We start from the raw sequence: 25,953 nt of genomic DNA on the forward strand, positions 1-25,953 counted from the left end.
TCTGGGTGACCTCCAGGTGATACTCCCGCCGGTCCTCGGGGGACTGAACCTTGCGGATATACCCCTTCTTGACCAGGCTGTTAATCTTATAGGCCGCATTTGGAGGCGAGATGCGCATAAAGGTAGCAAACTCGTTGATGGTGGGACGGCCCAGGGCCTGGATAGTCTCCATGGCGAAGGTCTCCACCGTGGTCAAACTGGCCTCCCGGTCCTGAAAGCGCCGAAAGATCTCCTGGTAAAAATGGAGCTTGAATTTGGTATACACGTTAAAAAAAGCTTGGTCCAGCACAACATCGCCCGCTTTCCCGCAATGAGCGTATCAATCATTTTTGGGCTCTAAAAACCACTATTACTATATACCAGATAGGAGAAAAGGGCAACAGTTTCGCTGATCTATCGCGCCGCATCGGTGATGGCAAAGGTGAGCTCCGCCACACAGGCCACCTGTCCATCCACCAGTGCTTTACATTCCCCGATGCCAACAGGCCCCCGCCGCTTGGTCAGAACACACTCCATCTCCAGCACATCGCCGGGGACCACCTTCCGCTTAAAGCGGGCGTTTTTGATCCCGCCGAAGAGGGCCAGCTTGCCTCGGTTCTCCGGCAGAGCGAGGATGGCCACCGCCCCCACCTGGGCCATAGCCTCCAGAATGAGGACACCGGGCATCACATGCTCCTGGGGGAAGTGGCCGCAAAAATAGGGCTCCCCTACGCTGACGCACTTGCGGCCTTTGGCCCACTGGCCCGGCTCACAGTCCAGGATGCGGTCTACCAGGGCGAAAGGGTACCTGTGGGGCAGAAGCTGGGCGATCTGATCAGAATTAAGTTCCATCTCTTATTCCTCCCACTTTTTGAAGAGAATGCTGCCGTTGTGCCCGCCGAAGCCCAGAGAGTTCGACAGGGCGTACCGAATGTCTGCCGTCCGGCCGGTATTGGGCACTACATCCAGGTCACACTCGGGATCGGGGACCTGGTAGTTGATGGTGGCGGGGACGTAGCCATGATGAAGGGACAGGGCGGTGAAGATGGCCTCGATTGCCCCCGCCGCCCCCAGGGTATGGCCAGTCATGGACTTGGTAGAGCTCATCATCAGATGGTAGGCGTGGTCCCCAAACACCGTCTTGACAGCGGTGGTCTCACCCGAGTCATTGAGATGGGTCGAGGTGCCGTGGGCATTGATATAGTCTACCTGTTCTGGAGATACTCCCCCATCGGCCAGGGCCAGCGCCATGGCCTTGGCCCCGCCAGAGCCGTCGGGCCTGGGGGCGGTCATGTGATAGGCGTCACAGGTGGCTCCATAGCCCAATACTTCAGCGTAGATCTTAGCGCCCCGCGCTAAGGCGTGGTCCAGCTCCTCCAGCAGGAGGATGCCGCAGCCCTCCCCCATAACGAAACCGCCCCTCTCCTGGTCAAAGGGGATGGAGGCCCGGTTGGGGTCTTCGTTCTGGCTCAGGGCCTTCATAGAGGTAAAGCCGCCTACGGCCAGGGGGGTGATGGACGCCTCTGTGCCGCCGCAGAGCATGACCTCGGCGTAGCCGTCCCGGATATAGTGGAAGGCGTCGCCCACAGCGTTGGTGCCGCCCGCGCAGGCGGTGACGGGGCAGGTGCACATCCCCCGGAAGCCGGATCGGATAGCTACCTGGCCGGCGGCCATGTTGCAGATGCCGGTGGGAATGTAGAAGGGGGACACGCGGTCCCACCCCCGCTCCAGCCCGCGGCTGTGCTCCGCCTCGGTGATGGACAGCCCGCCGATACCGCTGGACACACTGACGCCGCAGCGGTCCGGGTCGGCGGAGGAGACATCAAAGCCAGCATCGGCCAGCGCCTCCTGGGCCGCCACGGCGGCAAACTGGGTAAAGCGGCCCATCCGTTTGGCGTCCGCCTTTCCCAGCAGCTCCTCCGGGGCGAAGCCCTTGACCTCGGCGGCCAGCTTCACCTTCAGCTCCGAGGCGTCGAATTGTGTGATGGGGGCGATGCCGCACACGCCCTCCCGGACCGCCTGCCAGCTGTCGGGACAGGTAAGGCCCAAGGGGGTAACGGCCCCCATTCCAGTGATGACTACTCTACGTCGTTCCATGTTATCTCCCCCTCTCACATGGACATGCCGCCGTCCACCGCCAGGACCTGGCCGGTGATATAGGCGGCCTGGTCGCTGGCCAGGAAGGCGACCGCCTGAGCCACTTCCTCCGCCGCGCCCAGACGCTGGGTAGGAATGGTGGGCAGCAGAGCGTCGCGGGCCGCCTGGGGCAGGGCGGCGGTCATATCCGTGTCAATAAATCCGGGGGCAACGGCGTTGACTGTGACGCCTCTGGAGGCCAACTCCTTGGCCAGGGATTTGGTCATGCCGATCACGCCGGCTTTGCTGGCAGCGTAGTTTACCTGTCCGGCGTTGCCGTGGAGCCCCACCACCGAGCTGAGGTTGACAATGCGCCCATAGCGCTGCTTCATCATGGTCCTGGCCACCGCCTTCATGGTCAGGAAGGCTCCCTTCAAATTGGTATCTAGCACCTGGTCCCAGGCGTCCTCCTTCATAGTCATGAGCAGGCCGTCCCGGGTGATGCCGGCGTTGTTGACCAGGATGTGGACGGCTCCAAATTGCTGCAGGGCGGCATCCACAAGGGCCTTGACCTCATCCGTCTTAGATACGTCGCAGCGCATGGCGGCCGCCTTAGCGCCCAGAGCCTCGCAGGCGGCTACCGTATCCAGGGCGGCCTGCTCGTTGCCGGCGTAGCACAGCATGACATTGGCCCCGCCCCGGGCCAGCTCCAGACAAATGGCCCGGCCGATGCCGCGGCTGCCGCCTGTGACGACGGCGGTCTTTCCGGTAAAATTCATTGATCTTTCTCCTTCATCAGCTGTTCCAGAGTGTTTTTCAGTCCTTCCACGTCCGCTGTACTCTCTACGGCGCAGACAGGGAGTCCAGGTACTGTCTTGCGGACAAAGCCGCTGAGGGCTTTGCCCGGACCGATCTCCACGATGGCATCCACGCCCTGGTCGGCCATGGATCGGATGGAATCCTCCATCCAAACGCTGCTCTGGACCTGTCGGACCAGCAGTTCGGGGATGGAGGGATCGTCCTCCTGGCGGGCCCGGCCCAGACAGTTGAACAGAACTGGGAACTGGGGCTGGCCGAAGGCGATCGTTTGGAAATAGTCTGCCAGCTCCTCCCCGGCGGGGGCCATCAGGGGGGTGTGGAAGGGACCGCTTACCTTGAGAGGCATGGTCCGCTTGGCCCCCAACTCCTTGGCAATGAGGGCTGCCTGTTCCACTGCGGCCCGGTTGCCGCCGATGACCATCTGGCCGGGACAGTTGTAGTTGGCGATGACCACCGTGCCCAGGGCGGAGGCCCGCTGGCAGGCATCCTGGAGGGGCGCGCGGTCCAGGCCCAGGACCGCGACCATGGCGCTCTCTCGACCGCCTGCCGCCCGCTCCATGGCCTTGCCCCGGAAGGCCACCAGCCGGATGGCGGCAGCGGCATCAAAGACTCCGGCGGCGTGGAGGGCGGAGTATTCTCCCAGTGAGAGGCCGGCGGCCAGTTCGGGGAGGATACCCCGCTCCCGCAATACCGCCGTCAGACCGGCCGCGAAGGCCACCATGCAGGGCTGGGTGTACTGGGTCTGGTTCAGCACTCCGTCGGGGTCCTGAAAGCAGACCTGCTTTAAGTCAAATTCTACGGGGGCGCTGTCAAAGACAGCGCGAAAGGCGGGATATGCCTCATAGAGGTCAGCACCCATTCCTGGGTGCTGGCTGCCCTGTCCGGCGTAAAGAAAGCCAAGCTTCATTGAGCGGCCCTCCATTCTTCCATGATTTGGTCCATCTGCCGGCTGACAGTGGATAATTGTGTGATTTCTCCGGCGTTGGAGCCGCAGAAAAACAGCCCGTTTTCCCAATCCCCCTGGACGGCGGCGATCAGGGCTCCGGAGATACAGTAAGGGGTGGTCTTGGGGTTGCAGGGCACCAGGCAGTCGATACACCGCTTTGGGCTGGGTTGAAGCCCTGCCTCCACCCGGCGGATCAAAGGACTGTGCAGAGCGCGGCCCGGCATCCCCACAGGGCTCTGGACGATGGTGATGTCCTCCGGTCTGGCCCGCAGGAGGGCCTCCTTATAGCCCTGACTGGCATCACATTCCTGGGTGGCGATAAAACGGGTGGCGAACTGGGCCCCGGCGGCCCCCTCTCTCATATAGCGGGCCATCTCGGCCCCATCCTTCACCCCGCCGGCCACAAAGACCGGGATGTCCCGCTGGTATTTCTCCCGGAAGGGGGCCAGCGCCTCCAGCACCTCCCGAAGCAGCTCGGAGAGCGGCCTGGGGCTTCCCTCCTGTGCCTGAAGGGCCTCCTCCTTGGTGAAGCCCAGATGCCCGCCGGCGAGGGGGCCCTCCAGCACCACGAAGTCGGGAATACGCTGGAAGTGGCGGTCCCAGAGCCGGCTGATGACCGAGGCTGAACGCCCGCCGCTGACCACAGGGGCCAGGGCGGCGTTGCTCTCCGGAACCTCGGCGGCGATGGCTGGCAGGTCCCTGGGCAGGCCGGCCCCGCAGACCACAGCGTCCACCCCAGCCTTCAGGGCGGTGCGGACGCTGTCGGCGTACTGGGTAGTAGCGACCATGGCGTTGATAGCCACCATGCCGGCTCCGCGGGCCAGCTCTTTGGCCCGCTTGACCTGGCGTGCCAGGGCCCGAAGATTGGCCTCCTGGGTATTGCGGTAAAAATCAGGCTCCTGGAAGCCGCAGGCCGCTGTAGAGATAGTGCCCATCCCGCCTTTGGCGGCCACCGCCCCGGCCAGCCGGTCCAGGCTGACTCCAATGCCCATCCCGCCTTGAAGGATGGGTAGAGAGAGGGTCCTCCCTCGGATCGTTACCGCCATTGCTGACCTGTCGCTTCCAGAACGGCCTTTCCGCCGGCATACAGCTCCTCAAAAATCTGGCGTAGGGGCCGGATCTCATGGAGCATACCCGCCACTTGGCCGGACATGACGCTGCCGGTCTCTACGTCGCCGTCAAAGACCGCCCGGCGCAGGCCGCCCAGGGTAACCTTCTCCAGCTCCTCCAGAGAGGCTCCCCTCTTTTCCAGAAGCAGATACTGTCTGGCCATCTTGTTCTTCAGCACCCGGACCGGACCTCCGATGGACCGGCCGGTGACGGTGGTGTCGCTGTCCTTGGCCTTGAGCAGAGCCTGCTTGTAGTTGTCGTGGATGGGACACTCCTCGCTGACCAGAAGGCAGGTGCCGATCTGGACGCCGCAGGCCCCAAGGGCGAAGGCGGCGGCCAACTGGCGGCCGTCGGCCACGCCGCCGGCGGCGACCACGGGCACGTCCACCGCGTCGATCACCTGGGGGACCAGGGCCATGGTGGTCATCTCTCCCACATGGCCGCCGGATTCCGTGCCCTCGGCGATGATGCCGTCCACCCCGTACCGGGACAGCCGTCGGGCCAGGATGGTGGCCGCTACCACGGGGAACACCTTGACCCCGGCCTCCTTCCAGGCGGGGATATACTTGCCGGGGTTGCCCGCTCCGGTGGTCACTACCTGTACCTTCTCCTGGGCGATGATTTGAGCCATCTGATCGGCGGCAGGATTCATCAGCATCAGGTTGACGCCGAAGGGCTTGTCCGTGAGGGAGCGGCACAGGCGGATCTGCTCCCGCAATTCCTCCGGCTCCCGGATGCCGCCGGCGGCGATGACACCCAGGGCGCCCGCGTTGGAGCAGGCGGCGGCGAACTGGGGAGTGGCGATGTTGGCCATGCCCCCCTGGATAAAGGGAAACTCCGTTCCCAGGATCTCGTTCAGCTTTTTCATAGTCCTTCTCCTCAAGCAAATTCCACCAGGGCTCCGCCCCAGGTAAGTCCGCCGCCGAAGCCGACCACCAGGACCCGGCTGCCGGGGCCGACGGTGCCCGCCTCCTCCAGCTCGCTGAGGACCAGGGGGATGCTGGCCGCGGAGGTGTTGCCGTATTCGGCGATATTTTTATAGTATTTTTCCGGCGGAATATGGTATTTCCGGACCACCAGGTCGATGATCCGGGCGTTGGCCTGGTGAAAGACGAAGAAATCCACATCGTCCATAGTCTTTCCAGTCCTGGCTAGTACCTGGTCCACGCACCAGGGCACCGCCTCCACGGCGAATTTAAAGACTCGGGTCCCCTCCATTTGGATAACCGAGGGCTCCCCAGTACCTGGGCCGGCGATACGCAGGATATGCTCATCCCCGTGGCAGCCCAAAACTGCGCTGATAGAGGGCCAGTCCTGCCGGCACTCTACCACAGCGGCTCCAGCCCCGTCCCCAAAGAGGATACAGGTGCTCCGGTCATTCCAGTCCACCATGCGGCTGAGTACCTCGGCTCCCACCACCAGGCCGTATTTTCTGGGGGAGGAATTGAGCAGGCACTCCATGGTGTGCAGGGCAAAGAGGAATCCGGTGCAGGCGGCGTTCAGGTCAAAGCAGATGATGTCGTTGGGCAGCCCCAGCTCCCGCTGAAGGGCGCAGGCAGCGGAGGGCACGATGGTATCCGGGCTGACGGTGGCCACGATGCAGGCCCCGATTTCCTCCGGGGCCACCCCCGCTTTGTCCAGCGCCTGCCGGGCGGCGGCGGCGCACAGGCTGTTGTGGCTCTCGGTCTCACAGTGGTGCCGCCGGCGGATGCCGGTACGGCTGCTGATCCACGCGTCGTTGGTATCCATGATCTTGGACAGATCATCATTGGTCACTACATGGGCCGGGACACACCGGCCCATGCCTTTGATCTTGATCCCGTTCATTGGCTCTCCTTCTGGGGAGCGGCCGCCCCCATTTTTCTGAATTTCTGATAGCGGTTGGCGGCCAGATCGGCGGGCTTTTTCTTCAAAAGCTCCCCCAGATGGCGGCTGATAGCCTGGTCCACCTGCTCAAAAGTGATGGCAGGGGCCAGATGGGCGCCGCCCTGGGGCTCGGGGATGACGCTGTCCACCACCCCCAGCTCCAGCAGGTCCGGGGCGGTGAGCTTCATCAGCTGGCAGGCCTCCTCATGGCGGGCGGCGTCTTTCCACAGGATGGAGGCAAATCCCTCAGGGGACAGGATGGCGTACACCGCGTTCTCCAACATAAGGACCCGGTCGGCCACCCCTAAAGCCAGAGCGCCGCCGCTGTTCCCCTCGCCGGTGATCAGGGCGATGACCGGGACAGTGAGCTGGCTCATCTCCATCAGGTTCCGGGCGATAGCCTCCCCCTGCCCTCTGGCCTCGGCCTCCAAACCGGGGTAGGCCCCGGAGGTATCAATAAAGGTGAGGATGGGGCGGCCAAATTTTTCCGCCTGCCTCATCAGGCGCAGGGCCTTACGGTAGCCCTCCGGGTTGGGCATGCCAAAGTTACACTTCAGGTTTTCCTCCAGGTCCTTCCCCTTCCGGGTGCCGATGACCGTGACAGGCCGGCCGTGGTACAGGGCGATACCGCCCAGAATGGCCGGGTCCTCACCGCACAGCCGGTCCCCTTTCTGCTCAAAAAAGTCGGTGAACAGAGCCTGGATATAGTCGTTGATATTGGGCCGCTGGGGGTGCCGGGCGATGGCGACCCGCTGGGCGGCGGTCAAGGTATCGCTCATGGGCGGCCTCCCTTCTGGTGGAGAAGGAGCAGTTGGGAGATGGTGTCCCTCAGCTTCGACCGGGGGACCACCTGGTCCACAAAGCCATGCTCCTCCTGGTACTCCGCCCGTTGGAAGCCCTCAGGCAGAGTTTGGCCAATGGTCTGCTGGATAACCCGGGGACCGGCAAAGCCAATGAGGGCTCCGGGCTCCGCCAGAATGATGTCCCCCAGGGAGGCAAAGCTGGCGGTGACCCCGCCGGTGGTGGGGTCGGTGAGGACGGAGATATAAAGCAGGCCCTTTTGTGAAAAGCGAGCCAGAGCCGCGCTAGTCTTGGCCATCTGCATCAGAGACAGGATGCCCTCCTGCATCCGAGCGCCGCCGCTGGCGGCAAAGAGGATGAGGGGCAGCTTGTTTTTAGTTGCATACTCGATGCCCAAAGTAATCTTTTCTCCCACAGCGGCGCTCATGGAGCCCATCAGAAACCGGCTGTCCAACACCCCCACCACGCACTTGCGGCCATCCACAGTGCCGGTGGCGATGACGGCAGCTTCATTGAGGCCGGTTTTTCGCCGGCTCTCCTCCAGCTTGGACTTGTAGCCGGGGAAGGATAAGGGATCGCCGGCGGGCAACTTTTCAAACAGCTCCCGAAAGGAGCCGGAGTCCAAAATGGTGCTGAGGCGGTAATAGGCTCCGATGGGGAAGTGGTAGCCGCACAGAGGACAGACAAAGAGATTCTGGGACACGGCCTGCCGCTCGCTGATCTGGGAACATTTGGGGCAGGTCATGGCCTTCTCATTGGGCACATAGCGTTCCCGCAGGGCCTTCATGGCCAGCAGGCGGGACCGGCGCTGGGCAAAGATGTTGTTCACTGGGCCCCCTCACTTTCTTCCAGCCGGCGGCTGAAGTCCAGCAGCTCGGCCAGATTCTCGTCCAAAAACGCTGTGGTGCAGCTTCCCCGAACAAAGGCCGGGTGGTACAGGATCTGATAGGACAGCTCCGCGTTGGTGGCAAAGCCCTCCAGGGCAAACTCCTCCAGACAGCGGCGCATCCGCTTGATTGCCTCCAGACGGGTGGGGGCGTGGACCAGCAGCTTGGCCGCCATGGAGTCGTAGTAAGGAGACAGGGTACATCCGTTATACAGGCAGGAGTCCACCCTAACGCCCGGCCCGCCAGGGAAGTGGAGAAACTCCACAGTTCCGGGACAGGGCTGAAAGTTTTTCCCAGGGTCCTCAGCGTTAATGCGGCATTCGATGGAATGCCCGGTGAGGCACACCTCCCGCTGGTTCACATCCAGGGGCAGGCCGGAGGCGATTCGCAGCTGCTGACGGACCAGGTCTACCCCGGTAATCAGCTCAGTGATGCCGTGCTCCACCTGGATGCGGGTGTTCATCTCCATAAAATAAAAGTGAGTCCCGTCCGAGTCCAGCAGAAATTCCACCGTACCCGCGTTCTCATAGTCCACCGCCTGGGCGGCCCGGACGGCGGCGGCTCCCATCTCTGCCCGCAATTCAGGGGTGAGGCACCAGGCGGGGGCCTCCTCGATCAGCTTCTGGTTGCGGCGCTGAACCGAGCAGTCCCGGTCCCCCAAGTGGATCACATTTCCCTGACGGTCAGCCAGGATCTGGAACTCAATGTGGCGGGGCCGCAGGATCAGCTTTTCCAGATACATCTGGTCGTCGCCGAAGCAGGCCCGGGCCTCCGCCTTGGCAGCCTGAAAGGCGGCGGGCAGCTCCTCCGGAGAGTTGCATCGGCGGATGCCCCGGCCGCCCCCGCCGGCGGAGGCCTTCAGCAGCACCGGATAGCCGACCTGCTCCGCCCAGGCCAGCGCCTGCTCCACCGTATCCACCGGCCCATCCGAGCCGGGGGTCACCGGCACGCCGGCCCGCCGCATAAGATCCCGCGCGGCGGATTTTGAGCCGGCCTTACGGATGGTGTCGCCGGAGGGCCCGATGAAGGTGATCCCCTCCCGGACACACAGGTCGGCGAAGTCGGCGTTTTCTGACAGGAAGCCATAGCCGGGATGGATGCCATCGCACCCCGTGGCTTTGGCGGCGGTGAGCAGGGCGGACTGGTTAAGGTAGCTGTCCGCGGCCTTAGCCGGTCCAATGCAGAGGGACTGGGTTGCCAGCTGGACATGGAGGGCCTCTTGATCCGCCTTGGAATAGACGGCTACGGTTTCAATACCCGCCTCCCGGCAGGCCCGGAGGATGCGCAGGGCGATCTCTCCCCGGTTGGCGATGAGCACCCGCTTCAGCATGGCTGATAGCGGAAGAGGGGCTCGTCAAAGGCCGCCAGCTGTCCGTCGGCCTTCAGCGCCTCCTCAATGACGCAGTCACAGGGAGCGGGGATCTCGCTCATCATCTTCATAGCCTCGATGAGGCACAGGGGCTGGCCCTTCTTCACCCGGTCGCCCACGGATACAAAGGGGGGCTGGCCGGGAGCCGGCGCAGCGTAGTAGGTGCCCACCAGGGGGGCGTTGACAGTGGGCCCGCTGTTCCGGTCGGGGCGAGACTCCCCCCCGGTGGGACGGAGCGCGGGGGCAGAGGGGGCTGCAGAGGCGGTGGAGACAGGCGCCCCTCCCCGGCTCAACTCTATGGAAAAGTCCTGGGTGGACAGCTTTAAGGTGTGGAGAGAGCTGTCCTCAAACCGGGAGATCAGATCAAAAATTTCTTGGTTGGTCATGAAAATTCCCTTTCATAGAAAGTGGTCCCGCCGGAAAAGAGATTGTCTTCCGGCGGGAGCCTGTCAGTTGCTGTGGTCCTTGAGGTAGTTCATGATGTCGCCGACGACCTTCATCTGGGCCAGGGAGTCGTCGTCGATGGAAACGCCGGTGGCCTCCTCCAGCGCCATGGCCAGCTCCACAGAGGCCAGAGAGTCGGCGCCCAGGTCATCCACCAAGGCGGCCTCCAGGGTCACCTGCTCCACGTCGCAGCCCAGAGATTCGGCGATGATATTACGTACCTGCTCAAAGTCCATACGGATTCTCCTCATTCTTGAAATTCAATTATTTTATTTAAAAAATTTTAACTAAAATAATTTAAACACATTGTATGCAGAGAAGGGGCGATTGTCAAGCAAAATTTTGTCGGGGGAAAAATATTTCCATCTATGCGGAAAATCCATCTGGGGATAAAGAAGGCTTTTTTGGCGCATCTATACAAGGGTAAGAAACAAAAAGAGAGGGGTGGCGTGATGTCGTCCATTTGGGAGCAGACCGTCCGGAGAGAAGATCGGCCTCCCCTGGCGGGAGATATCCAGGTCCAGGCGGTAGTGATTGGGGGCGGGATGGCAGGTATCCTGACTGCCAAAGAGCTGGCTGGGCGGGGAGTGCACACCGTAGTGTTGGAGGCTGGACGGCTGGGCGGCGGTCAGACCGGCAGGACCACCGCCAAGATCACCGCCCAGCATGGCATGATATATCAGGGCCTGATCCTCCATTTTGGAAAGGAAAAGGCTAGGCAGTATGCCCTGGCCAACCAGCGGGCGGTGGAGCGATACCGGGGGATGATAGAGCAGGCGGGTGTGCTCTGTGATTTTCAGACCTGTCCGGCCTATCTCTACTCCCGTTTGGCGGCGGAACCGCTGGAGCGGGAGGAGGAAGCCTGCCGCCGGCTGGGCCTGTCAGTGGGATTTACAACCCAAACGACTCTCCCTTTCCCAGTAAAGGCAGCGCTGCGGATGGAGGGGCAGGCCCTGTTCCATCCGCTAAAATTTCTCCACTGGGCCGCCGAGGGTCTGACTGTGTACGAGGACACTCCAGTGACGGCGGTGCGGGGGGACGAAGTATTGACGCCGAAAGGTAAAGTGAGGGCCGAACATATCGTCTTTGCCACCCACTATCCCTTTGTCAACCTGCCCGGCTTCTATTTTACCCGGCTCCACCAGGAGCGCAGCTATGCGGTCGCCCTAAAAGGGACGGGAGAACTGGACGGGGCCTATTATGGGGTAGACCCGGGCGGCCTGTCCCTTCGGCCCTTCGGCTCCATGGTGCTGCTGGGGGGCGGCGGACACCGGACCGGGGACAACCGGGCCGGGGGACAGTACCAGATGCTGGAGGACAGTGCCGAACGGCTGTGGCCAAACTGCCAGGTGGCAGCACGCTGGTCGGCCCAGGACTGCATCACACTGGACGGAGTGCCATATATCGGCACCTTTAGCCCAACCAGGCCGCGGTGGTATGTGGCCACCGGCTTTGGCAAGTGGGGAATGACATCCTCTATGGTAGCCTCAGAGCTCATCGCAGACCAGATCTGCGGCAAGGAGAATGCTCTGGCTCCTATTTTTTCTCCCCGTCGCTTCAGTATGCTGGCGGCCAGAACCATGGCGAAAGAGGGGGGCCAGGCCGCACGGGGGCTGGCCAGGGCGGTCTTTGCCCAGGGAGAGGGCTCGCTGGACGGGCTCCCTCCGGGCCACGGCGGCCTGGTATCCTGGCAGGGGAAAAAGGTAGGCGCCTACCGGGATAAGGAGGGGCAGCTCTACCTAGTGGACCCACGCTGCCCCCACATGGGCTGCCAGCTGGAGTGGAACCCAGAGGAACGGAGCTGGGACTGCCCCTGCCATGGCTCTCGGTTTGACTATGAGGGCCGCCTTCTGGACGGACCAGCCCAGACGGGACTATAAAATAAAATCCACCCGGCGCTGATGCGTCCGGGTGGATTTTTATAATGTGAAATGGCTTACAGGCCGGCAGACCGGGGTGCCTCATGGATATTGTGCTTCTTGGCGTAGCCGGTAAGCATGAGGGTCAGGGCCCCATCGCCAGTGACATTACAGGCGGTGCCAAAGCTGTCCTGGAGGGCGAAAATGGTCATCATCAGGCCCGTACCAGTATCGTCAAAGCCCAGGACACTGATGATGAGTCCCAGAGAAGCCATGACCGTACCGCCAGGAACACCAGGAGCGCCCACGGCGAAAATGCCCAGCAAAAGGCAGAACAGAACCATGGTCAGGGGCTCAGGCAGCTTTCCATAGAGCACCTGGGATACCGTCATCACGAAGAATACCTCGGTCAGCACCGATCCGCACAGGTGGATGTTGGCGAACAGAGGGATACCAAAGTCCACCATATCACGGCGCAAAACGGAGGACTTTTGGGCGCAGCGCAGAGCCACAGCCAGGGTGGCGGCGGAGGACATAGTACCCACAGCGGTGAGGTAGGCGGGGCCGTAGTGCTTCACAACCTCCATAGGATTGGAGCCGGAATAGGCACCGGCCAGGCCGTACAACACGGTCATCCAGATGAAGTGACCCACTATGACGATGAGGATAACAATGAGGAATACAGGCAGCTGTTTGGTAATGGAGCCCTCAAAGGCCAGGCCACAGAAGGTGGCGGCAATGAAGAAGGGCAGGATGGGGATGACCACCTTGGTCACGATGGAAAGTACAATCTGCTGAAACTCCTCCAGGACCTGGGTAGTGGTACGGGCGTGTGTCCAGGTGGCAGCCAGCCCTACCAGCACCGAGAAGATCAGAGCGGACATGACAGTCATAATGGGGGCGATCTCCAGGTCGAAGAGCAGTTCAGGGAGCTCCCGCAGCCCCTCGGCCGCGGACTGGATGGACAGGCTGGGGATAATAGCGTAGCCGGCCCCCATGGACATCAGCGCGGCGCACACAGAGGACGCATAGGCCAGGATCAGGGCCAGGCCCAGCATCTTAGAGGCGTTGGACCGAAGCCGTGTGATGGAGGGGGCGATAAAGCCAATGATGATGAGGGGAACACAGAAATTGATCAGAGAGCCCAGCAGGCTCTTGACTGTGAGGACCACCTGCATAATCATGCTGCCCACATCGGTCTCTCCGATATACAGATTGGCGGAGAACAGGCCCAGAGCGATACCGACGATCACGCCGATGATGAGCCGTGCGGGAAGACTGCCCAAAAATTTTTTCATAGGGAACACGTCCTTTCCGATACTTACGGCACAGCCGCAGGGGAAGCTATACTTATGCCGGAAAAATCGCTTTTATGCCTGTACGTCGGCCAGAAGCTGTGCGGCCAGAGCCGGGTCCACGTTGCCGCCCGACAGAACAAAGGCCACCTTCTGGCCCTTCTCCACAGGCAGCCGGCCAGCCAGAGCGGCGGCCACAGGGAGGGCGCCGGAGGGCTCCACCATCAGCTTGGCCTTTGTCATCAGCAGCACCATCGCCTGACGGATATGGTCGTCGTCCGCCGTGCAGAGCTCATCCACCTTATCCTGGATCATCTCAAAGTTGAACAGGGTCGCGTGGTCCGTGCGGGTACCGTCGGCGATGGTGTCCACTTTATCCAGGGTGACAGGCTGTCCGGCAGCCCGGCTGCGGGCATATCGGTCCGCCCCAGCGGGCTCTACACCAATGGTCTTGACCTGGGGAGCCAGGCCCTTGACGGCGGTAGCAACGCCGGAAATAAGTCCGCCGCCGCCAATGGGGACCGCCACAGCGTCCAAAGCGGGCTGGTCCTCGATGATCTCCAGTCCAATGGTGCCCTGTCCGGCGGCCACATAGGGGTCGGCATAGGGATGGACGTTCACCATGCCCTCCTGCTCCACCAGCTGGGCAGCTCTTCCCTCCCTCTGGGAGCCCAGAGTGCCCACCAGCTCCACCTGGCCGCCGAAAGCCTTGACACCGGCCAGCTTGACCGGGTTGGCATTGGTAGGCATAACGATGACCGCCCGGGCTCCTAGACGGTGTGCGGCACAGGCCACCCCCTGGGCGTGATTGCCAGAGGAGGCGCACACGATACCCCGGTCCAGTTCCTCCTGAGTCAGAGACAGGGCCTTGTTCATGGCGCCCCGGAGCTTAAAGGCACCCATCACTTGGAAGCCTTCAAATTTCAGATACACCTCGCAGCCCAGCGCCTCGTCCAGGGCGGGCACTCGGAGCAGTGGTGTGCGGGTAATATACGGAGCGATGCGGCTCTGGGCCGCCTGGACATCTTGAAGTGAAATCATAAAAGTTTTCCTCCTTTTTATGGTACTTTAATTAAAGCACACTATGGCGGAAAGAGCAAGGTATAACAGAGAAAAGGCAGAGAAAAACCCCGGACCCAGAGGGTCCGGGGCGGAGAGAAATCATTTTCCAGGCTTGAAACCGTCCTTTAGGCTGACAGCCCGGTTGAATACCAACGCTCCGGGCTTGGAGTCCTTGGAGTCGGCGCAGAAATAGCCCAGGCGGAGGAACTGGAACCGGTCGGCAGGCTGGGCGGCAGCCAGAGAGGCCTCCAGCTTGCAGCCCTCCAGCACCTCCAGAGAGCCGGGGTTCAGGCAGTCCAGGAAGTCCTTGTCCCCGCCGTCTGGATTCTCGTCAGCAAAGAGGTTATCGTACAGCCGGACCTGAGCGTCCACGGCGGTGGAGGCGTCCACCCAGTGGATGGTAGCCCCCTTCACCTTCCGGCCGTCAGCGGGATTCCCGCCGGAGCTGTCCGGGTCATAGGTGGCCAGGATCTCTACCACCCGACCGCTCTCGTCCTTGACACAGCCGGTGCAGGTAATCAGATAGGCTCCCTTCAGGCGGCACTCCGGGCCCTCGGGATACAGCCGCTTATACTTGGGGATGGGCTGTTCCATAAAGTCCTCCTCCTCCACATACAGGTGGCGGGAGAAGGTGACAGAGCGGGTGCCGGCGGCGGGATCGTTGGGGTTGTTCTCCACCTGGAAGGTCTCAGACTGGCCCTCAGGGTAGTTGGTGATGGTCAGCTTAATGGGGCGCAGCACGGCCATGGCCCGCTGGGCGTGGTCGTTCAGGTCCTCCCGCAGACAGTGCTCCAAAAAGCCGTACTCCACGGTGGAGGTGTTCTTGGCCACACCGATGCGGTCGCAGAAGTTCCGAATGGCGGCGGGGGTGTAGCCCCGGCGGCGCAGGCCACACAGGGTGGGCATCCGGGGGTCATCCCAGCCGGACACATAGCCCTCCTCCACCAGCTTGCGCAGCTTCCGCTTGCTCATGACAGTATAGTTGATGCCCAGGCGGGCGAACTCGATCTGCCGGGGGCGGCTGGGCACGTCGGTGTTGTTGATGACCCAGTCGTACAGGGGGCGGTGGTCCTCATACTCCAGGGAACACAGGGAGTGGGTGATGCCCTCCAGGGCATCCTGGATGGGGTGGGCAAAGTCGTACATAGGGAAGATACACCACTTGGTGCCCTGGCGGTGGTGCTCAATATACCGGATGCGATAGAGCACCGGGTCCCGCATATTAAAGTTTCCGCTGGCCAGGTCGATCTTGGCCCGGAGGGTGTACTTGCCTTCAGGGAACTCGCCGGCCCGCATCCGCTGAAACAAATCCAGGGACTCCTCAATGGGGCGGTCCCGCCAGGGGGAGCGGGCTGGGGTGTTCACATCGCCCCGGTACTCCTTAAACTGCTCCGGGGTGAGTTCACACACGTAGGCCAATCCTTTTTTGATCAGGCCGATGGCCAGCTCATAGGTCTTCTCAAAGTAGTCGCTGCCGTAAAAGAACCGGTCTCCCCAGTCGAAGCCCAGCCAGTGGATGTCCTCCTGGATGGCGTCCACGAACTCCGTGTCCTCCTTGGCGGGGTTGGTGTCGTCCATGCGCAGATTGCAGATGCCGCCGAATTTTTCAGCGGAGCCAAAGTCGATGATCAGCGCCTTGCAGTGGCCGATGTGAAGATAACCGTTGGGTTCGGGAGGGAAACGGGTGTGGACCTGCATCCCGGCGAACCGCCCTCCTTCGGAGATATCCTCCTGGATGAACTGGTGGATAAAGTTCTGGCTCTCGCCAGATTCCCCATCCGTGCCGCCGGCGGCAATCTTGATCTCTTCCGACATATGTGTCCCTCCTGTTTCTTTTCCAGGTATGAAGGTCTGGCAGACCGACATAGCATTAACTGGTTCATTCTACACCATTCTTGATATGGATTGCAAGGGTTTCCTACGGATATTCTGTCCTTCCGGGGGGAAGTTAAAAAACTTTTGGAAAAATTTGTCCCTGTGTGACAAGGTTACGGAAGAAACCGGGGGTGGCAGATAGAATCATAGCAGAAAGGGGGCCACGGAAATGACTGGGAGAAAAGCGGTAGTAGACCGGCGGCTGTGCGTAGCCTGCGGCACCTGTGTCAAGGTATGTCCCAAGGAGGCGATTGCCGTGCGCAAGGGGCTGTACGCGGAGGTTTCCCTGCAACAATGCGTAGGCTGTGGTCTCTGCGCCAGAGCCTGTCCGGCAGACATTATTCAGATTAGGGAGGTAGCAGCCGGATGAATCGGCAAAAGCGTTGGTATGATTATCTCTGGGTGGCGTCCCTGCTCTATCTGATCCTGGGATTTTTTAATATCTTGTTTGCCTGGCTGGGTCTACTGTGTTTCGCGATCCCACTGATCATGGCGGCAGCGGGCAAGGACAAGGGGTACTGCAACCGCTACTGCGGCCGGGGGCAGCTGTTTGCCCTGCTGGGAGGAAAATGGAAGCTGTCCCGCGGACTCCCGATCCCCCATTGGCTCAAGTCCAAATGGTTTCGATATGGTTTTCTAACCTTCTTCATGGCCATGTTTCTCAATATGCTCTACGTCACCTGGCTGGTGTTTGCCGGAGTCGGGGAGCTAAGGCAGGCGGTTACACTGCTGTGGACCTTCAAGCTGCCCTGGCACTGGGCCTATCCGGTTCAGGTCACTCCTTGGATCGCGCAGTTTGCCTTTGGTTTTTACAGCGTTATGTTTACCTCTACGGTGCTGGGCCTGGTCACCATGTTCCTGTTCCGCCCCCGAACCTGGTGTGTCTACTGTCCGATGGGTACCATGACACAGATGATCTGCACGGTCAAGCACGGAAGAAAGGAATAGTTTTTTCTCTTTGCAAGAACGAAAAAATGGATATAATATAGAATATATAGAAAGAAGGTGGCTCCATGACCTATGATATCATCATATTGGGCAGCGGCCCGGCGGGGCTGGCTGCCGCTGTTGGGGCCAGGGGCCGGGGCAAGCGCGTGCTGGTCATTGGCAATCGGTGGCAGGACAGCCCCCTGGCCCGGGCGGAGCAGGTAGACAACTACCTGGGCCTGCCCGGTCGGACTGGGCATGAGATGCTGGAGGAATTCCAGCGCCACGCCGAGCAGCTGGGGACCGAGTTTCTGACCGGAAAAGCCATCTCCCTCATGGCTTGGAAGGGGTTTATGGTCACGGTGGGCAGCCAGGTGTACGACAGCCGGGCCCTGATCCTGGCCCCTGGGGTCATCCGCCAGGCCAAATATCCCGGCGAGGAGGAGTATCTGGGCCGGGGTGTGAGCTACTGTGCGACCTGTGACGGAATGCTCTACCGGAACAAGCCCGTCGTGGTGGTGGGGCGTTCCCCGGACGCCCCACATGAGGCCAACTATCTGAAAAGCCTAGGGTGCCAGGTCACCTATGTCGCCGCCAGAGAGCCCCAGGGACTGGATCAGGAGATTCCCTTTGTCCGGGCCGGTCGGCTGGCGGTCAAGGGGGAGCAGGCCGTCACCGCCCTGGAGGCGGACGGAGCCTCTATTCCCTGCGCCGGCATTTTTATCCTGCGCCAGGCGGTGGCCCCCACCGATCTGCTCCCCGCCCTGGAGACGGAGGAGGGCTACATCAGGGTGGACCGCCGGATGGCCACCAATGTAGAGGGTGTGTTCGCTGCCGGCGACTGTACTGGCGGGCCCCTTCAGGTGGCCAAAGCGGTCGGAGAGGGCCACGTGGCCGCACTATCTGCCTGTGAATATCTAGACCAGATAAAATAAAGTGGTCGATATCCCCCCGCTGATGATAGGGGACAAAAAACTAATATTAAAAAATACAGGAAAGGAAGTATACAAATGACTCATTTCAACAAAGAGAGCTTCGATAAGGCCTTGGACCAAGGCAAGCTGATGATGGTGGACTTCTGGGCTGACTGGTGCGGCCCCTGCCGTATGCTGGGTCCTGTCATCGAGGACCTGGCTGACCGGTACGAGGGAAAGGCCGTAGTCGGCAAGGTAAATGTGGATGATGAGCAGGAGCTGGCTATCCGATATGGCGTCATGTCCATCCCCACTGTCATCTTCTTCAAGGATGGCAAGGAGATTGACCGGAAGGTGGGCGTCATGCCAGAGAGCGCCTTCACCGAGGTGCTGGACAAGGAGCAGTAAGAGCTCTTGTGGAAGGATTTCAGGGGAGAGGGAAACCTCTCCCCTTCCTCTTTTCTCTGCCAGGACTGGCAGGTGGCAGGGTCATTGCGTCTTATTTTTCTTTTGCCGACAAGGAAACTTCAAACATACATTTCGCGCCTTCTTTTTCGCAATCTTAAATCCGCTCAATTGGTTTTAACCGGCAATCCATATCGGCATCGGAATCTTTCTCCGCCTGTGTTGCGCTTCCCTGAAAAAAAGTTATAATAGAAGTCGAATCCTGTTGAAAGAGGGGATATATTTTGTACATTGCCGACCTTCATATCCACTCCCGGTTTTCCCGCGCCACCAGCAGGGACTGCGACGCCCCTCACCTGGACTGGTGGGCCCGGCGGAAGGGCATCCAACTGCTGGGCACCGGGGATTTCACTCATCCGGCCTGGCGGGCCGAACTGAAGGAGCAGCTGCTCCCCCTGGGGGATGGGACTTACACCCTACGGGAGTCCTTCGCCCTGCCGGATGGTCTATCCTCCCCCCCGCCCCGATTCGTCGTCACTGGTGAGATCAGCTCCATCTATAAGCGGGATGGAAAGACCCGGAAGGTCCATAACCTTATCCTTCTCCCCTCTCTGGAGGCGGCGGACCTGCTGTCCACCAAGCTGGAGGCCATCGGGAACATCCGCTCCGACGGCCGGCCCATCCTCGGGCTGGACAGCCGGGATCTGCTGGAGCTGGCCCTGGACACCTGCCCGGAGGCGGAGTTCATTCCAGCTCATATCTGGACCCCTCACTTTGCCATGTTTGGGGCCTTCTCCGGCTTTGATTCCGTGGAGGAGTGCTTTGGTCCTCTTCGCTCCCACATCCATGCCGTGGAGACCGGCCTGTCCTCCGATCCGCCTATGAACTGGCGGGTGTCCGACCTGGACGGCCTCACCCTGGTTTCCAACTCCGACGCCCACTCCCCTGCCAAGCTGGGACGGGAGGCCAACCTGCTGGATGGAGACATCTCTTACTCCGGCCTGATCCACTCCATTCGAACAGGCCAGGACTTTCTGGGCACTGTGGAGTTCTTCCCCGAGGAGGGCAAGTACCACCTGGACGGCCACCGGAACTGCGGCGTCTGCCTCACTCCGGCGGAAACGCTGGCCAGAGGCGGCCTGTGCCCAGTCTGCGGCAGAAAGCTGACCATCGGCGTGGAGCACCGGGTGGAGGCCCTGGCCGACCGGCCCGCTGGCTTTCAGCCACAGAGGGCCAAGCCCTTCGAGAGTCTGGCTCCTCTACCAGAGGTTATCGCCGCCTCCACTGGCTCCTCCCCCACGGCAAAGGGGACCATGGAGCGGTACGAGAGCCTGCTCCACGGCCTGGGCCCAGAGTTCTATATCCTGCGCCAAGCCCCTATTCCAGACATCAGCCAGCTGGCCGGCCCCTGTGTGGCCGAGGGCATCCGCCGCCTGCGGCTGGGCGAGGTAGACCGCCGTCCGGGCTTTGACGGGGAGTATGGTGTCATCTCCCTTCTGACTCCCGGTGAGATCCAGCGATTCAGCGGTCAGTTTTCTCTTTTTGCCCCTGAGGAAAAGGGAGACTTCTCCCACAAATCCCAGGTCCTCCCCTCCCCCGCTGCCACCATCAAAGCGGCTGACGTCCCTCCTCGCGGGGAGGAATTGAACCCAGAGCAGCTGGCTGCTGTCACCGCCCCAGAGCCCGTGGTGGCCGTGGTGGCGGGGCCAGGTACAGGAAAGACCAAAACATTGGTCGCCCGTGTCGCCTATCTGGTGGAGGAGCTGGGGGTCCGCCCCCAGGAAATCACCGCTGTCACCTTCACAAACCAGGCCGCCGCCGAGATGCGCCAGCGGTTGGAGCGGCGTCTGGGCGGCAAGCGGGCTGTTTCCCCCATGACCATCGGAACTTTCCACGCCATCTGCCTGAAGCTGCTGGGCCAGGTCCGCCTAATCAGCCGGGGAGAGGGGCTGACAGCGGCCAGTCAGGTTCTCCAGTCTCTGGGCCGGAAAGGTTCCCCCAAGGAGCTGCTCCAAGGGGTGTCACAGGTCAAAAATGGGTTTTCTCTGGGGGAGGCCGGGTTGGATGAAGAGGCCTACCAGGCCTACCGCTCCTATTTGGCGGCGCTGGGCGTTCTGGATTTTGATGACCTGCTGGCGGAGGGACTGAAGGTGGACACCGCCGGGCGTAAAAACTTCCGCTATCTTCTGATCGATGAGTTTCAGGACATCAACGATACCCAGTACGCCCTTGCCCGGCAGTGGTCCCAGGGCAGCCGGAGCCTGTTTGTCATCGGAGACCCCGACCAGTCCATCTACGGATTCCGGGGGGCCAGTGGCCGCTGTTTTCAGCGGCTGGCAGAAGATCTGCCCCACTTACGCCAGATTTGCCTGGTGGAGAATTACCGCTCCACGCCCCAGGTGCTCCAGGCCGCCCTCCCTGTGATCCAAGCCGGGAAGGGCGACTCCAAAACGCTCTCCCCCAACTGCCCGCCCGGTCCTCCTGTGCGGCTTATCACCGCCCCGGACGACTTTGCCGAGGGGGTGTTGATCGCCAAGGAGATTGGACGGATGACCGGAGGGGTGGATATGCTGGAGGCCCAGCGCCTAGGCGCGTCACAGGAGGCCCGCGCCTTCTCCGATATCGCCGTCCTCTGCCGCACCCACCGGCAGCTGGAGCTGATTGAGAGCTGTCTCCGCCATGACGACATCCCCTGCGTCGTCAGCGGGCGGGAGGATTTCTGGGACTCCGACCTTGTCCGGGGAACCCTGGCCTTTTTCCGCTCTGTCCAGGTTCCCTGGGACGGGCCTGCGCTAGAGTCCGCCCTTCGCCTGGTGTTCCAGTGCCCCACTGACCTAGTCCAGAAGGCCCTGGCGGTGTGCCGGCCTCTGTCCTCTCTGGAAGAGCCGGTCCTGCGGGATGCCTTCCGTGGTTACGGCCACCTGGAGGCATGGCTGGATCAGGCCCTCTCCTGGCTCCCGCAGGTTCAAAAAGAAAAGCCTTGGCGGCTGGTGGAGCACTGGATCGAGCAGCGGGGCTCCTCCCCGGAGCTGGTACGGCTGAAAGGGGCGGCTGTGTTCCACCCTACCCTGGACAGCCTGTGGAACGCCCTGATCCTGGGCCAGGAGGGGGACCTGTGCCGGGCATCCGGCAAAGGCTGGCAGTCCGGAGCTGTCCGGCTTATGACACTCCACGCCTCCAAGGGGCTGGAGTTTCCGGCCGTCCTGCTGGCTGGTCTCAAGGCCGGCTCCCTGCCGCTGGAGACCAAGGGCAGGCCAGCCGATTTGGAGGAGGAGCGCCGGCTGTTCTATGTGGGCATGACCCGCGCCAAGGAGGAGCTGATCCTTACCACCGCCGGAGAGCCCTCCCTCTTCCTGGCAAACCTTCCGACAACGGTCCGGCGGGAAAGGCTGACCGCCCGTCCCGCTCCCCCCGCGGAGCAGCTCTCCCTGTTTTAGCGGACAGCAGTCTACGTTTCTTTCTCCATATCCACACAGGAAAAGGCGGCGGCCAAGAAGCTTCTTGGCCGCCGTTGCGTGTGGTTCCTTTGCTCTAGGCTTTCTGAGTTAACAATCCTCCCCTCTCCCAGCAGAAACAATCAGGAGAATTTTTTCGTCCTATTTTCAGCCTATATTTTTTTCGGGAGCGCAACTTCTTCGGACCATTTCCGTCTTGATGGATAGAAACGAAACCGCAAGGAGGAGCTCCCTATGAAAAAACATCGCTATTTTCTTTTCGCAGCCTGCGCCGCACTGGCAGGCTGCGGCCTGTTCCTATGGATGTCATCCGCCGTAAACAGACCCTTTGCTCACCTAAACTCGGCGGATCTCGCCTCTGTCACTGTCCGTCTCTCCCCGCCGGACAAAACGCTTCTTATTACCGAACCCGGCCAGCTGGTGGAATATCTGAAGGATACCGTAATTTACCAGAGGGACGATTCCTACCAGGATTACTGTGGACAGGCCGTCACCTTCTCTCTCACCATGGCTGATGGCAGCCAGACCAGCGTCATGGCCTTCAGTCCCTTCCTTGTAATCGACGGCGTGGGGTACCGGACCAAACACGAGCCATGCGAGGCCCTCAACCGCTATGCAAATAAGCTGCTAAACGACCCAGCTGCTCCCGTGATTTTAGAAGACCCACCCGCACTGGCCGTCGTCAGCGGCGACGCATCCCTCGGCGCTCTGCTGGGCAGCTATCAATGGCAGAGGAAAGCCGACGGGGATAGCTTTGAGAACATCCTCTCAGACAGTCCCCATCCTCTGGACTGTGGGAAGCTGCTGTCTCCCCTGGACACTGGAGAGCAGACCGCTGTTCTGCGCTTTGCGGAAGCTCCGGACGAAATCTTAAACGTGCGCTGCTGGAGCGAGGCGGATCTGGGCAGCCCGGACGCCGTCGGCCAGCCCGTGGTCCTCCGCGGGAATGAGATCGAGCTGCAGCCAGGCGGCTATATCTACGAGGTCCATGCCGCCTGGGCGCCAGAGAGCGGATATGGAGGTACTGCATCCTACTCCTTTTATGTCAAATCTACCTGGTAACGCAGATGCGGGGCACCCTCTCCCACACCTACGATAAACAGGAATTTTTCAGGGAGAAACCGGCATACTATCACCTGTCGCAGAATTTCAACCGCTCTGGGAGAATGGGATATGAACTTTGGATGCAGCAGCTTTTCCTGGAAAACAAAAGATGGCCGCCACCTTTTAGGCCGGACATATGACCAGCTTGGGAATCTGAGGGCCAACCGGGTTATCTGTGTCCCCAAAGGGTCACCCTGTCTGCCTGGGCTTCAGCCAGCCGGGCGGGAGGTCACGGCACACTATGGCTATACGGGCATGGCGGTGCTGGGATATGGGGAACCCATCCTTGTAGACGGCGTCAATGAGGCCGGACTAATGGGCGCGCTGCTCCACTACCCGGAGTACGCCATTTACCCACCAAAGCCCAGGCCGGACCAGATGGCGGTACATCCAGGCCGTCTGCTGGCATATCTCTTTGGCCTCTGTTCTGGGGTGGAGGAAGTCGCCGCTCTCTTACCCACCGTCGCACTGGTAGACGATCTCTCTCTGGGCAGCCCTCTGCCGGCCCACTATATCTTCAGTGATCGAAGCGGTGAGGCTGCTGTCCTGGAGCCCGACACCGGCGGGCTGAAGCTCCACCGCCATACTATTGGAGTATTGACCAACAGCCCTGACTATCTCTGGCACAGGACCAATCTGCGGACCTATGTGGGGACCACCAACCTACCAAAACCGCCTCATTCCATCGCAGGGCATGAGATTCGCGCCTTCGGAGAGCGGCTAGGAGGTGGTTTTGGCCTGCCTGGGGACTATACCTCCCCCTCCCGATTTGTCCGTATGGCGTTTATGAAGGAGTTTGCCGTAGAAGGAATAGACGAATTGGACGGAGTATCCCGGATGTTCCGCGCCTTTTCCCCGGTGAACATTCCAGAGGGACTGTCCAGGACGTCCCCGGATGCCGAGGAGTATCAACAGACCCTCTGTATCTCAGTCATGTGCGCCGAAAGCGGCATCTACTATTTTTCCCCCGCGCAAAACCGACGCATCTCCGCCGTCCGACTACCTCGCGGCACCGGGGCCATTCGACAGTTCCCTCTGGGGGAGCACCAGGATGTGAATTATAGAAATTGAAAACCGCGCCCCCACAAGGTTAATACCTCGCAGGGGCGCTCTTTTTACGCGGCGATTACCATTTTTTCAATTGGAATCCCTCGCTCATACATCCTGACATAGATGTTCACACACTGTCGGTAGCAGGCGAAACACCGTTGGATTGTATTGGGATCGCTGTATGATTTCCAGAATCCACAGCAAGTAAAATTTTGTCCCCGGTTTTCGATGAAGCCTACCACATCCCTGAGGGGATAACCTAGAAATACACCAATCTCATGTGGAAAATCCGATTGGGCCGACAGGCGCTCCGCCAGCTGGTCCAGCATTTGCTCTGTCCCGCTCCCCCTGTACCCCATCCCCACCAGAAAACCGCGGCGATCCGTCGCTCCTAGGGACTGCTCTAGCTGGCTGCCGCGGTACACATACACCAAGGCGGAGCCGGCCTCTCTCCGCTCCAGCAGTATTCGGACAGACAGGCCGAGGACCTCCAGGCGCTGGTCCCAAAACCGCACCTTCTTCCGCACGTTCTCTAAGTCCTCCGCCGTAATACAGAACAGGCTGCCCGGCTTCAGGCCCGCCAGAGTAGGGGCGCACTGTCTAACTAGCATTTCTTCAAATGTCCGATCCATGGGGCGTCTCCTTTCACAGGCAACTCGATAGTAGTTTTCCCCCGAACGGGTCAGATATCCGCTCGGAGGAATCTGTAAGGGAAAGCGGGGAGGGATCTAAATAAGCAGAACAGCGGGGTCCAGTCCTACCAGGCAGCCAGCTTTCTGCCCAGCTCCCGGCACTTCTCCTGGGCACTTGCATCAGGAGTCTCGTTGGCAATCAATCCATTTTCGTCGTAGAGATTGGCGCCATGCTCGTCACACCGCTTGCACCAATCCCGCATCCACTGTCCATCACCCCAACCATAAGATCCAAACAGGGCAATTCTCTTACCGTTCAGGAAGCTTTCTATCCCAGAGAACATGGGATCAAATTCCATCTCCTCCAACACCTCAGCCCCCATAGCGGGACAGCCAAAGGCCACTACGTTGAACTCAGAGAGACGGGCGGTGGAAAAATCGGCCGGCCCCATCAGCGTCACCTCAGCTCCGGCCTCTTTTGCCCCTTCCGCAATACAGTTGGCCATGACCTCTGTGTTCCCGGTGCCGCTCCAATAGACGATTGCTAATTTGTTCATACTTATGCTCGCTCCTTTACTTGAGGCATTCAGACAATGGTTTGTTCTCAATAGTTAGATATAACTAACCTTCGTTTAAAAAATAAGACCTGTCCGTTTCGAGGTTAGTATATACTAACTACTCGCAAAGAATAACATAGTACATCTGATCTGTCAATCCCCTTTTCTGAAAAATTTACTTCTCCACAGAACTGTTGACGACACGCTGAAAAATGACCATATTAGCCATGCATCCTTCTCCGCTCATAGAGCGTTTCTGTTTTGAGCAGAAGTTAGTTCTTTCTAATTTGTTGCTAAATCTCTTACGCATTTTTTGAAATACAAACAAATAGGAGAGGATTTTATGGTAAAAATCATACTGGGAATCGAAGTATGGCCCGCTCTATGTATGAGGCCCATATTAATGAGGCCAACTGTAAGGCCTGCCCCATCAAAAACCATCGGAAAGGCCTGACAGATGTCATCGTCGAGGAGACCCTGAATGATGATACCCTTTGGAATGCTGTGGCGCATGCTGGGTA

At 60.6% G+C, this 25,953-nt stretch carries 26 protein-coding genes; 8 read left to right on the forward strand and 18 right to left on the reverse strand.

What is annotated here, in order from left to right:
• The 13 genes from OCV64_RS02800 to OCV64_RS02860 all read right to left on the reverse strand — a co-directional run.
• A partial coding sequence (locus OCV64_RS02800; RefSeq protein ID WP_147571137.1) for a MarR family transcriptional regulator occupies positions 1 to 289 on the reverse strand: 289 nt, incomplete at its 3' end.
• 104 nt (positions 290 to 393) lie between these two features.
• A complete protein-coding gene (gene fabZ, locus OCV64_RS02805; RefSeq protein WP_147570738.1) occupies positions 394 to 831 on the reverse strand; it encodes a 3-hydroxyacyl-ACP dehydratase FabZ in 438 nt (145 codons plus the stop codon).
• Between the two features lie 3 nt (positions 832 to 834).
• Complete coding sequence (gene fabF, locus OCV64_RS02810) at positions 835 to 2,076, reverse strand: beta-ketoacyl-ACP synthase II (protein WP_262669258.1); 1,242 nt, start codon at positions 2,074 to 2,076, stop codon at positions 835 to 837.
• Positions 2,077 to 2,090: 14 nt separating this feature from the next.
• A complete protein-coding gene (gene fabG / locus OCV64_RS02815) occupies positions 2,091 to 2,834 on the reverse strand; it encodes a 3-oxoacyl-[acyl-carrier-protein] reductase (RefSeq protein ID WP_262669259.1) in 744 nt (247 codons plus the stop codon).
• Entirely contained in the window at positions 2,831 to 3,781 is a 951-nt protein-coding gene (fabD, locus tag OCV64_RS02820) for an ACP S-malonyltransferase (RefSeq protein WP_262669260.1), read from the reverse strand. Before fabD ends, fabG begins: the two co-directional genes overlap by 4 nt.
• Complete coding sequence (locus OCV64_RS02825) at positions 3,778 to 4,866, reverse strand: NAD(P)H-dependent flavin oxidoreductase (RefSeq protein WP_262669261.1); 1,089 nt, start codon at positions 4,864 to 4,866, stop codon at positions 3,778 to 3,780. Before OCV64_RS02825 ends, fabD begins: the two co-directional genes overlap by 4 nt.
• Positions 4,857 to 5,798, reverse strand: a complete 942-nt coding sequence (locus tag OCV64_RS02830; RefSeq protein WP_262669262.1) for a nitronate monooxygenase — start codon at positions 5,796 to 5,798, stop codon at positions 4,857 to 4,859. Before OCV64_RS02830 ends, OCV64_RS02825 begins: the two co-directional genes overlap by 10 nt.
• An 11-nt stretch (positions 5,799 to 5,809) precedes the next feature.
• A complete protein-coding gene (locus tag OCV64_RS02835) occupies positions 5,810 to 6,757 on the reverse strand; it encodes a beta-ketoacyl-ACP synthase III (protein ID WP_240287047.1) in 948 nt (315 codons plus the stop codon).
• Positions 6,754 to 7,575: an acetyl-CoA carboxylase carboxyltransferase subunit alpha gene (locus OCV64_RS02840; RefSeq protein WP_186852757.1), complete on the reverse strand. Its 822-nt coding sequence runs from the start codon at positions 7,573 to 7,575 to the stop codon at positions 6,754 to 6,756. Before OCV64_RS02840 ends, OCV64_RS02835 begins: the two co-directional genes overlap by 4 nt.
• Complete coding sequence (gene accD, locus OCV64_RS02845; RefSeq protein WP_262669263.1) at positions 7,572 to 8,426, reverse strand: acetyl-CoA carboxylase, carboxyltransferase subunit beta; 855 nt, start codon at positions 8,424 to 8,426, stop codon at positions 7,572 to 7,574. Before accD ends, OCV64_RS02840 begins: the two co-directional genes overlap by 4 nt.
• Positions 8,423 to 9,814, reverse strand: a complete 1,392-nt coding sequence (gene accC, locus OCV64_RS02850; protein WP_262669264.1) for an acetyl-CoA carboxylase biotin carboxylase subunit — start codon at positions 9,812 to 9,814, stop codon at positions 8,423 to 8,425. Before accC ends, accD begins: the two co-directional genes overlap by 4 nt.
• Complete coding sequence (locus OCV64_RS02855) at positions 9,808 to 10,239, reverse strand: acetyl-CoA carboxylase biotin carboxyl carrier protein (protein WP_262669265.1); 432 nt, start codon at positions 10,237 to 10,239, stop codon at positions 9,808 to 9,810. Before OCV64_RS02855 ends, accC begins: the two co-directional genes overlap by 7 nt.
• A 63-nt stretch (positions 10,240 to 10,302) precedes the next feature.
• Positions 10,303 to 10,533: an acyl carrier protein gene (locus OCV64_RS02860; protein ID WP_147570749.1), complete on the reverse strand. Its 231-nt coding sequence runs from the start codon at positions 10,531 to 10,533 to the stop codon at positions 10,303 to 10,305.
• A 216-nt stretch (positions 10,534 to 10,749) separates the two neighbouring features.
• On the opposite strand from OCV64_RS02860, the gene OCV64_RS02865 reads away from it, so the two are divergent.
• Positions 10,750 to 12,177 (forward strand): FAD-dependent oxidoreductase, encoded by a 1,428-nt coding sequence (locus tag OCV64_RS02865; RefSeq protein WP_262669266.1) that lies wholly within the window; start codon positions 10,750 to 10,752, stop codon positions 12,175 to 12,177.
• Between the two features lie 56 nt (positions 12,178 to 12,233).
• On the opposite strand, the gene OCV64_RS02870 is transcribed toward OCV64_RS02865, so the two are convergent.
• The 3 genes from OCV64_RS02870 to OCV64_RS02880 form a co-directional block, all read right to left on the reverse strand.
• A complete protein-coding gene (locus tag OCV64_RS02870; protein ID WP_147570750.1) occupies positions 12,234 to 13,454 on the reverse strand; it encodes a dicarboxylate/amino acid:cation symporter in 1,221 nt (406 codons plus the stop codon).
• Between the two features lie 72 nt (positions 13,455 to 13,526).
• Positions 13,527 to 14,492 carry a threonine ammonia-lyase gene (locus tag OCV64_RS02875; RefSeq protein ID WP_262669267.1) on the reverse strand — a complete coding sequence of 322 codons (966 nt, stop codon included), beginning with the start codon at positions 14,490 to 14,492 and terminating at the stop codon, positions 13,527 to 13,529.
• 120 nt (positions 14,493 to 14,612) lie between these two features.
• The gene (locus OCV64_RS02880; RefSeq protein WP_147570752.1) at positions 14,613 to 16,328 is read right to left on the reverse strand and encodes a glutamine--tRNA ligase/YqeY domain fusion protein; all 1,716 of its coding nucleotides are present in this window, start codon (positions 16,326 to 16,328) and stop codon (positions 14,613 to 14,615) included.
• A 229-nt stretch (positions 16,329 to 16,557) separates the two neighbouring features.
• Between OCV64_RS02880 and OCV64_RS02885 the strand changes: the two genes are divergently transcribed.
• The 7 genes from OCV64_RS02885 (at position 16,558) to OCV64_RS02915 (ending at position 24,264) form a co-directional block, all read left to right on the forward strand.
• Complete coding sequence (locus OCV64_RS02885) at positions 16,558 to 16,758, forward strand: 4Fe-4S dicluster domain-containing protein (protein WP_147570753.1); 201 nt, start codon at positions 16,558 to 16,560, stop codon at positions 16,756 to 16,758.
• On the forward strand, positions 16,755 to 17,336 hold the full coding sequence (locus OCV64_RS02890; RefSeq protein WP_240287037.1) for a 4Fe-4S binding protein: 582 nt from the start codon (positions 16,755 to 16,757) through the stop codon (positions 17,334 to 17,336). The genes OCV64_RS02885 and OCV64_RS02890 overlap by 4 nt, the downstream gene beginning before the upstream one ends.
• A gap of 65 nt (positions 17,337 to 17,401) precedes the next feature.
• Positions 17,402 to 18,250 carry an NAD(P)/FAD-dependent oxidoreductase gene (locus OCV64_RS02895; protein ID WP_262669269.1) on the forward strand — a complete coding sequence of 283 codons (849 nt, stop codon included), beginning with the start codon at positions 17,402 to 17,404 and terminating at the stop codon, positions 18,248 to 18,250.
• A gap of 75 nt (positions 18,251 to 18,325) precedes the next feature.
• Positions 18,326 to 18,637, forward strand: a complete 312-nt coding sequence (gene trxA, locus OCV64_RS02900) for a thioredoxin (RefSeq protein WP_262669271.1) — start codon at positions 18,326 to 18,328, stop codon at positions 18,635 to 18,637.
• Positions 18,638 to 18,918: 281 nt separating this feature from the next.
• Positions 18,919 to 22,071, forward strand: a complete 3,153-nt coding sequence (locus OCV64_RS02905) for a UvrD-helicase domain-containing protein (RefSeq protein WP_262669273.1) — start codon at positions 18,919 to 18,921, stop codon at positions 22,069 to 22,071.
• A 252-nt stretch (positions 22,072 to 22,323) separates the two neighbouring features.
• Positions 22,324 to 23,151, forward strand: a complete 828-nt coding sequence (locus OCV64_RS02910) for a hypothetical protein (RefSeq protein WP_262669274.1) — start codon at positions 22,324 to 22,326, stop codon at positions 23,149 to 23,151.
• Between the two features lie 111 nt (positions 23,152 to 23,262).
• A complete protein-coding gene (locus OCV64_RS02915) occupies positions 23,263 to 24,264 on the forward strand; it encodes a linear amide C-N hydrolase (RefSeq protein ID WP_262669275.1) in 1,002 nt (333 codons plus the stop codon).
• 44 nt (positions 24,265 to 24,308) lie between these two features.
• Here OCV64_RS02915 and OCV64_RS02920 read toward each other — a convergent pair whose 3' ends face one another.
• Positions 24,309 to 24,875: a DUF3793 family protein gene (locus OCV64_RS02920; protein WP_147570759.1), complete on the reverse strand. Its 567-nt coding sequence runs from the start codon at positions 24,873 to 24,875 to the stop codon at positions 24,309 to 24,311.
• 125 nt (positions 24,876 to 25,000) lie between these two features.
• Positions 25,001 to 25,432, reverse strand: coding sequence for a flavodoxin (locus OCV64_RS02925; RefSeq protein ID WP_240287027.1), 432 nt, complete (start codon positions 25,430 to 25,432; stop codon positions 25,001 to 25,003).
• Positions 25,433 to 25,953: the final 521 nt, after the last annotated feature.

It is taken from the genome of Muriventricola aceti (genome assembly GCF_025567565.1).
Lineage (GTDB): Bacteria > Bacillota > Clostridia > Oscillospirales > Oscillospiraceae > Lawsonibacter > Lawsonibacter aceti.

What these genes read in the sequence shown, in the direction of transcription:
- fabZ (WP_147570738.1), bottom strand. Translation starts at nt 831, where the DNA reads ATGGAACTTAATTCTGATCAGATCGCCCAGCTTCTGCCCCACAGGTAC.
- fabF (WP_262669258.1), bottom strand. Translation starts at nt 2,076, where the DNA reads ATGGAACGACGTAGAGTAGTCATCACTGGAATGGGGGCCGTTACCCCC.
- fabG (WP_262669259.1), bottom strand. Translation starts at nt 2,834, where the DNA reads ATGAATTTTACCGGAAAGACCGCCGTCGTCACAGGCGGCAGCCGCGGC.
- fabD (WP_262669260.1), bottom strand. Translation starts at nt 3,781, where the DNA reads ATGAAGCTTGGCTTTCTTTACGCCGGACAGGGCAGCCAGCACCCAGGA.
- OCV64_RS02825 (WP_262669261.1), bottom strand. Translation starts at nt 4,866, where the DNA reads ATGGCGGTAACGATCCGAGGGAGGACCCTCTCTCTACCCATCCTTCAA.
- OCV64_RS02830 (WP_262669262.1), bottom strand. Translation starts at nt 5,798, where the DNA reads ATGAAAAAGCTGAACGAGATCCTGGGAACGGAGTTTCCCTTTATCCAG.
- OCV64_RS02835 (WP_240287047.1), bottom strand. Translation starts at nt 6,757, where the DNA reads ATGAACGGGATCAAGATCAAAGGCATGGGCCGGTGTGTCCCGGCCCAT.
- OCV64_RS02840 (WP_186852757.1), bottom strand. Translation starts at nt 7,575, where the DNA reads ATGAGCGATACCTTGACCGCCGCCCAGCGGGTCGCCATCGCCCGGCAC.
- accC (WP_262669264.1), bottom strand. Translation starts at nt 9,814, where the DNA reads ATGCTGAAGCGGGTGCTCATCGCCAACCGGGGAGAGATCGCCCTGCGC.
- OCV64_RS02855 (WP_262669265.1), bottom strand. Translation starts at nt 10,239, where the DNA reads ATGACCAACCAAGAAATTTTTGATCTGATCTCCCGGTTTGAGGACAGC.
- OCV64_RS02860 (WP_147570749.1), bottom strand. Translation starts at nt 10,533, where the DNA reads ATGGACTTTGAGCAGGTACGTAATATCATCGCCGAATCTCTGGGCTGC.
- OCV64_RS02865 (WP_262669266.1), top strand. Translation starts at nt 10,750, where the DNA reads ATGTCGTCCATTTGGGAGCAGACCGTCCGGAGAGAAGATCGGCCTCCC.
- OCV64_RS02870 (WP_147570750.1), bottom strand. Translation starts at nt 13,454, where the DNA reads ATGAAAAAATTTTTGGGCAGTCTTCCCGCACGGCTCATCATCGGCGTG.
- OCV64_RS02875 (WP_262669267.1), bottom strand. Translation starts at nt 14,492, where the DNA reads ATGATTTCACTTCAAGATGTCCAGGCGGCCCAGAGCCGCATCGCTCCG.
- OCV64_RS02880 (WP_147570752.1), bottom strand. Translation starts at nt 16,328, where the DNA reads ATGTCGGAAGAGATCAAGATTGCCGCCGGCGGCACGGATGGGGAATCT.
- OCV64_RS02885 (WP_147570753.1), top strand. Translation starts at nt 16,558, where the DNA reads ATGACTGGGAGAAAAGCGGTAGTAGACCGGCGGCTGTGCGTAGCCTGC.
- OCV64_RS02890 (WP_240287037.1), top strand. Translation starts at nt 16,755, where the DNA reads ATGAATCGGCAAAAGCGTTGGTATGATTATCTCTGGGTGGCGTCCCTG.
- OCV64_RS02895 (WP_262669269.1), top strand. Translation starts at nt 17,402, where the DNA reads ATGACCTATGATATCATCATATTGGGCAGCGGCCCGGCGGGGCTGGCT.
- trxA (WP_262669271.1), top strand. Translation starts at nt 18,326, where the DNA reads ATGACTCATTTCAACAAAGAGAGCTTCGATAAGGCCTTGGACCAAGGC.
- OCV64_RS02910 (WP_262669274.1), top strand. Translation starts at nt 22,324, where the DNA reads ATGAAAAAACATCGCTATTTTCTTTTCGCAGCCTGCGCCGCACTGGCA.
- OCV64_RS02915 (WP_262669275.1), top strand. Translation starts at nt 23,263, where the DNA reads ATGAACTTTGGATGCAGCAGCTTTTCCTGGAAAACAAAAGATGGCCGC.
- OCV64_RS02920 (WP_147570759.1), bottom strand. Translation starts at nt 24,875, where the DNA reads ATGGATCGGACATTTGAAGAAATGCTAGTTAGACAGTGCGCCCCTACT.
- OCV64_RS02925 (WP_240287027.1), bottom strand. Translation starts at nt 25,432, where the DNA reads ATGAACAAATTAGCAATCGTCTATTGGAGCGGCACCGGGAACACAGAG.